Origin of the sequence: Methylorubrum podarium, from assembly GCF_022179745.1 — a bacterium.
GTDB classification, from domain to species: Bacteria; Pseudomonadota; Alphaproteobacteria; order Rhizobiales; family Beijerinckiaceae; genus Methylobacterium; species Methylobacterium podarium.
Window position 1 is genome coordinate 1 of record NZ_BPRD01000625.1, and the last position, 4,999, is coordinate 4,999.

Genomic DNA, 4,999 nt, shown 5'->3' on the forward strand with positions numbered 1-4,999 from the left:
CCTCACGCCGATGGCCCGCATCCTCGGCGCCGCCACGGCCGGCGTGCCCCCGCGCATCATGGGCGTCGGCCCGGTGCCGGCGACCCGCAAGCTGCTGCGGCGCCTGGGCCTGTCGATCGGGAACTTCGACCTCGTCGAGCTCAACGAAGCCTTCGCCAGCCAGGCGCTCGCGGTGCTGCGCGGGCTCGGCCTGCCGGACGAGGCGGGCCACGTGAACCCGAACGGGGGCGCCATCGCGCTCGGCCATCCGCTCGGCGCCTCGGGCGCCCGCATCGCCGGCTCGGCCGCGGTCGGCCTCAAGCATCTGGGCCGCGGCCGGGCGCTCGCCACCATGTGCGTCGGCGTCGGCCAGGGCATCGCCCTCGCCCTCGAAGCCGCCTGATCCCGGAGGAGATCATGATCGAGACCGATGTCCTGATCGTCGGCTCCGGCCCCGCCGGGTCCACCGCCGCCCTGGCGCTCTCCAGCTACGGCATCCGCAACATGGTGGTGACCAAGTACCGCTGGCTGTCCGACACGCCGCGCGCGCACATCACCAACCAGCGTGCCATGGAGATCTTTCGCGACCTCGGCGTCGAGGAGGAAGCCAAGACCAAGGCGGTGCCGCAGGCCCTGATGGGCAACAGCGTGTTCTGCACCGCGCTCGCCGGCGAGGAGCTGGGGCGCCTGCGTTCCTGGGGCACCCATCCGAGCCGCAAGGCCGATTACGACCTCGCCAGCCCGACCGAGATCTGCGACCTGCCCCAGAATTTCCTGGAGCCGATCCTGCTCGGCAACGCCGCCGCGCGCGGCAGCCGCCTGCGCTTCGACACCGAGTATCTCGGCCACGCGCAGGACGCCGACGGCGTCACCGCCACCGTGCGCGACCGCCTCTCGGGCGAGGCGTACGAAATCCGCGCCAAGTACCTGATCGGCGCCGACGGCGGCCGGTCCAAGGTGGCCGAGGACGTCGGCCTTCCGATGGAAGGCAAGATGGGCGTCGCGGGCTCGATGAACATCGTGTTCGAGGCCGACCTGTCGCGCTACGTCGCCCACCGCCCGAGCGTGCTCTACTGGGTCGTGCGCGAGGGCGCCGACGTCGGCGGCATCGGCATGGGCCTGGTGCGCATGGTGCGGCCCTGGAACGAGTGGCTGATCGTTTGGGGCTACGACATCGCCGGGCCCCCGCCCGACGTCACCGATCAGATGGCGATCGATGTCGTGCATTCGCTGGTCGGCGACCCGTCGATCGAGGTCAAGATCAAGTCCTACTCGCTCTGGACCGTGAACAACATGTTCGCCAAGAAGATCATGCGCGGGCGCGTGTTCTGCATGGGCGACGCCATCCACCGCCACCCGCCGTCCAACGGACTCGGCTCCAACACCTCGGTGCAGGACGCCTACAACCTTGCCTGGAAGCTCGCGGCCGTGGTGCGCGGCCAGGCCGATCCGTCGCTGCTGCAGAGCTACGAGGACGAGCGCGCCCCGATCGCCCGGCAGATCGTGGAGCGGGCCAACAAGTCGATCAGCCAGTTCGGTCCGATCTTCGAGGCGCTGGGCCTCGCCGAAGCCCGGACGGGCGCCGAGATGCTGGCCAAATTGGCCGCGCGCAAGGAGGCCACCGAGGCCGGCGCCGGCCGGCGCGAGCGGCTGTGCGCGGCGATCGAACTGAAGAACTACGAGTTCAACGCCCACGGCGTCGAGCTTAACCAGCGTTACGTCTCGGAGGCCGTGGTGCCGGACGGCACGCCCGAGCCGGACTGGCGGCGCGACCCCGAGCTCTACCACCAGCCCACCACGCGCCCCGGCGCCAAGCTTCCCCATGTCTGGCTGGAGCGGGCCGGGCGCCAGATCTCCAGCCTCGACGTGGTCGGCGCCGGCCGTTTCACCCTGCTCACCGGCATCGGCGGCGAAGCCTGGGTGGCGGCCGCCCAGGCGGCGGCCGCCGAGACCGGCGTCGAGATCGCAGCGCAGGTCATCGGGCCGGGGCAGGCGTTGCACGACCTTTTCGGCGACTGGGCACGCCTGCGCGAGACCGAGGAGACCGGCGCCGTGCTGGTCCGGCCGGACGGCTACGTCGCCTTCCGCGCCCCGCGCGCGGCGGCCGACGCCGCGGCGCAGCTCTCGGCAGCCCTGCGCCGCATCCTCGGTCGCGCCTGCGCCGAGCCCGCCTCGGCGGCAGCGTAAGGGAGGCTTCGATGGATCACCCCTCCGGTACACAGGCCCGCGACGGCTACTTCACCGAGGAGAACTCGGCCGAGGTGGTGGTCGCCCGCAACGCGCAGGCCAAGAACGGGCGCCTCTCCGAGATCATGGCCTGCCTGATCCCGCACCTGCATGCGGTGGTGAAGGAGGTCGAGCCCACGCAGGAGGAATGGATGGAGGCCGTCCGGTTCCTCACCCGCACCGGCCAGATCTCCACGGACTGGCGGCAGGAGTACATCCTGCTCTCCGACGTCCTCGGCGTCTCGATGCTGGTCGATGCGATCAACAACCGCAAACCCTCCGGCGCGACCGAGACGACCGTGCTCGGCCCCTTCCACGTCTCCGACGCCCCGCGGAGGGCCAACGGCGACACCATCTGCCTCGACGGAAAGGGCGAGCCGATGGTGGTGCGCGGCCGGGTCACCGACCTCGAAGGCCGCCCGATCGCCGGCGCCCTGCTCGACGTGTGGCAGGCCAACGACGAAGGCTTTTACGACGTGCAGCAGCAGGGCCTTCAGCCCTCGATGAACCTGCGCGGGATTTTTCAAACCGATGCCGACGGCACCTACTGGTTCCGCTCGGTCCGGCCGCGCTTCTACCCGATTCCCGACGACGGCCCGGTGGGCCGATTGCTCGCGGCGCTCGGCCGCCATCCCTACCGCCCGGCGCATGTGCACTTCATCGTCGGCGCCCAAGGCTGCCAGCCGATCACCACCCACATCTTCACGCCGGACTGCCCCTATCTGCACTCGGACGCGGTGTTCGGGGTGAAGCAGAGCCTGATCGGCGCCTTCCGCCACGTGGACGACCCGGCCGAGGCGGCCCGCCTCGGCTTTCCCAACCCGTTTTGGTCGGTGCAATGCGACTTCGTGCTCTCGAACCGGGAACGCGGCGTCGCGCCCTGATCAATTCACGCCGGCGCAAGATCGGCGTTCCGCTTACTTGAGGAGGAGCAATCTATGGACAAGCAGTACGTTTTGGGCATCCACCACGTCACGTCCTGCGTGGCCGGGGCGCAGGAGGACATCGACTTCTTCACCGGCATCATCGGCCAGCGCCTGATCAAGCAGACCGTGCTGTTCGACGGCAAGACGCCGATCTACCACCTCTACTACGCCAACAGGGACGCCGAGATCGGCACGGTGATGACCACCTTCCCCTACAGGCAGGCGGGGGTGAAGGCGCGCAGGGGCACCGGGCAGGTGGCCGTCACCTCCTATTCGGTAGCCGAGAATGCGCTCGACTTCTGGGCCAAGCGCCTCAGGGACAAGGGCGTGAAGACCACCGGCATCAGCCGGCGCCTGGGCCAGTCCGTGGTGGCCTTCGAGCATCCGGCGGGCCTCGAATTCGAGATGGTCGGCGACGACCGGGACGGCCGTGGGGGCTGGGTGACCGACGAGATCGAGGACAAGAACGCCGTCCGCGGCTTCAACTCGGTCACCATGTCGGTCCGCGACCGGATCGAGCAGGAGCGGTTCCTGGTCGATGCGGTCGGCATGAGGAAGACCGCCGAGGACGAGCGCTATCAGCGCTTCGAGCTCGGCGAGGGCGGCCCCGGCCGCAGCATCATCGTCCGCCACGATCCCGACGTGCCGCAGGGCAGCTGGACCTTCGGCGAGGGCACGGTGCACCACGTGGCGCTCGCGGTGAGGAACGATGCCGAGCAGGCCGAATTCCGTGACTATGTCGTGGGTCTTGGCTACACCGACTGCTCGGAGTCCAAGGACCGCAACTACTTCCACTCGGTCTACTGCCGCTCGCCCGGCGGCATCCTGGTGGAGTTCGCGACCTCGGACATCGGCTTCGCCGTCGACGAGCCGCCCGAGGAACTCGGCCAGAGCCTCTTGCTGCCGCCCTGGTTCGAGCCGCGCCGCGCCGAGATCGTCGCCCCGCTCGAGCCGATCAAGGTGCCGCTGCGCCGAGCGGCCTGATCGCGCGATCCTTGCCGGGCGTCCCTTGCCGGGCGTCGGTGCGCCGTCCGGCAAGGGAGCCCCGTCCAGGACGGGACGAGGCTCTCGCTCGTTGTTCCTGCTTCGCCTTTTCAGACAAGACGGCGGCCGCCTTTCGGACGAAGACGATGCGGAAGCGGCAGGCGAGAGCGATGGGCACGTCACGCCGGCAGGAGGTCCGCAGCCTGCACATCCTCATCTAGGGCATCCGCCGCGTACTTGGCGATCCAGACAGAGCTTAGGTTGCACGAAAGCAAGTGACGCGCGGGATCTGCAAAATAAATCAAAAGAGCCCTCCTCGACTGCTTGACAAATGTATCATAAAGCAGTTTATTTTGACCGTATCGCGATACACTTGCTGCCTATCGAGGAGTTCGCAAGCACAATAAAAGTCAGAGATACGCGTTCCGGAAAAATTCCAGAATTCCATCGGGGCCGGATTTCATAATCGGTCGCGTCATTTCGGATTTCAAAGTCAGAACCGGTCGTATTGCGGAAATATTAGAATAGATTGCATCCACTTCATGGCTAAACCCGGCGCTTTATCGCAGCGGATAGCCACGTCGATGTACAACCAGCACACCACTGAGGAGATGGGCTGCCTCGGCGAGATCCTCGTGACCCTCTATCGGCGGGAAACCCTCGACAGCACCACCTGACCGCGCCCGGCGCGGACCGCGATCAACCTCCGACATCGCTGACGACCGGACCGATCGAATTCCGGCGCTGCTGAACCGCGCCTGGCGAGGACCGTCATGCTGCACGTCATCGCAGCCGGCACCGACTCGCGCCTCGTCAAGGCTCCTGGCGCCCGCGGGCCGGTGATCGGCGACGGTTCCTGCGACCTCGTGGGCTTCGGCATGGTC

At 68.1% G+C, this 4,999-nt stretch carries 3 protein-coding genes and 1 pseudogene; all 4 read left to right on the forward strand.

Annotated elements, in window-relative coordinates:
• A pseudogene (locus tag MFF42_RS24870) lies at positions 1–382 on the forward strand (3-oxoadipyl-CoA thiolase); the annotation flags it as partial.
• Between the two features lie 14 nt (positions 383–396).
• A complete protein-coding gene (locus MFF42_RS24875) occupies positions 397–2,166 on the forward strand; it encodes an FAD-dependent oxidoreductase (RefSeq protein ID WP_238258620.1) in 1,770 nt (589 codons plus the stop codon).
• A gap of 11 nt (positions 2,167–2,177) precedes the next feature.
• On the forward strand, positions 2,178–3,089 hold the full coding sequence (locus tag MFF42_RS24880) for an intradiol ring-cleavage dioxygenase (RefSeq protein ID WP_238258621.1): 912 nt from the start codon (positions 2,178–2,180) through the stop codon (positions 3,087–3,089).
• Between the two features lie 54 nt (positions 3,090–3,143).
• Entirely contained in the window at positions 3,144–4,115 is a 972-nt protein-coding gene (locus MFF42_RS24885; RefSeq protein ID WP_238258623.1) for a ring-cleaving dioxygenase, read from the forward strand.
• Positions 4,116–4,999: the final 884 nt, after the last annotated feature.

Excerpts from the sequence above, each read along its gene's own strand:
- MFF42_RS24875 (WP_238258620.1), top strand. The coding sequence starts at position 397 with ATGATCGAGACCGATGTCCTGATCGTCGGCTCCGGCCCCGCCGGGTCC.
- MFF42_RS24880 (WP_238258621.1), top strand. The coding sequence starts at position 2,178 with ATGGATCACCCCTCCGGTACACAGGCCCGCGACGGCTACTTCACCGAG.
- MFF42_RS24885 (WP_238258623.1), top strand. The coding sequence starts at position 3,144 with ATGGACAAGCAGTACGTTTTGGGCATCCACCACGTCACGTCCTGCGTG.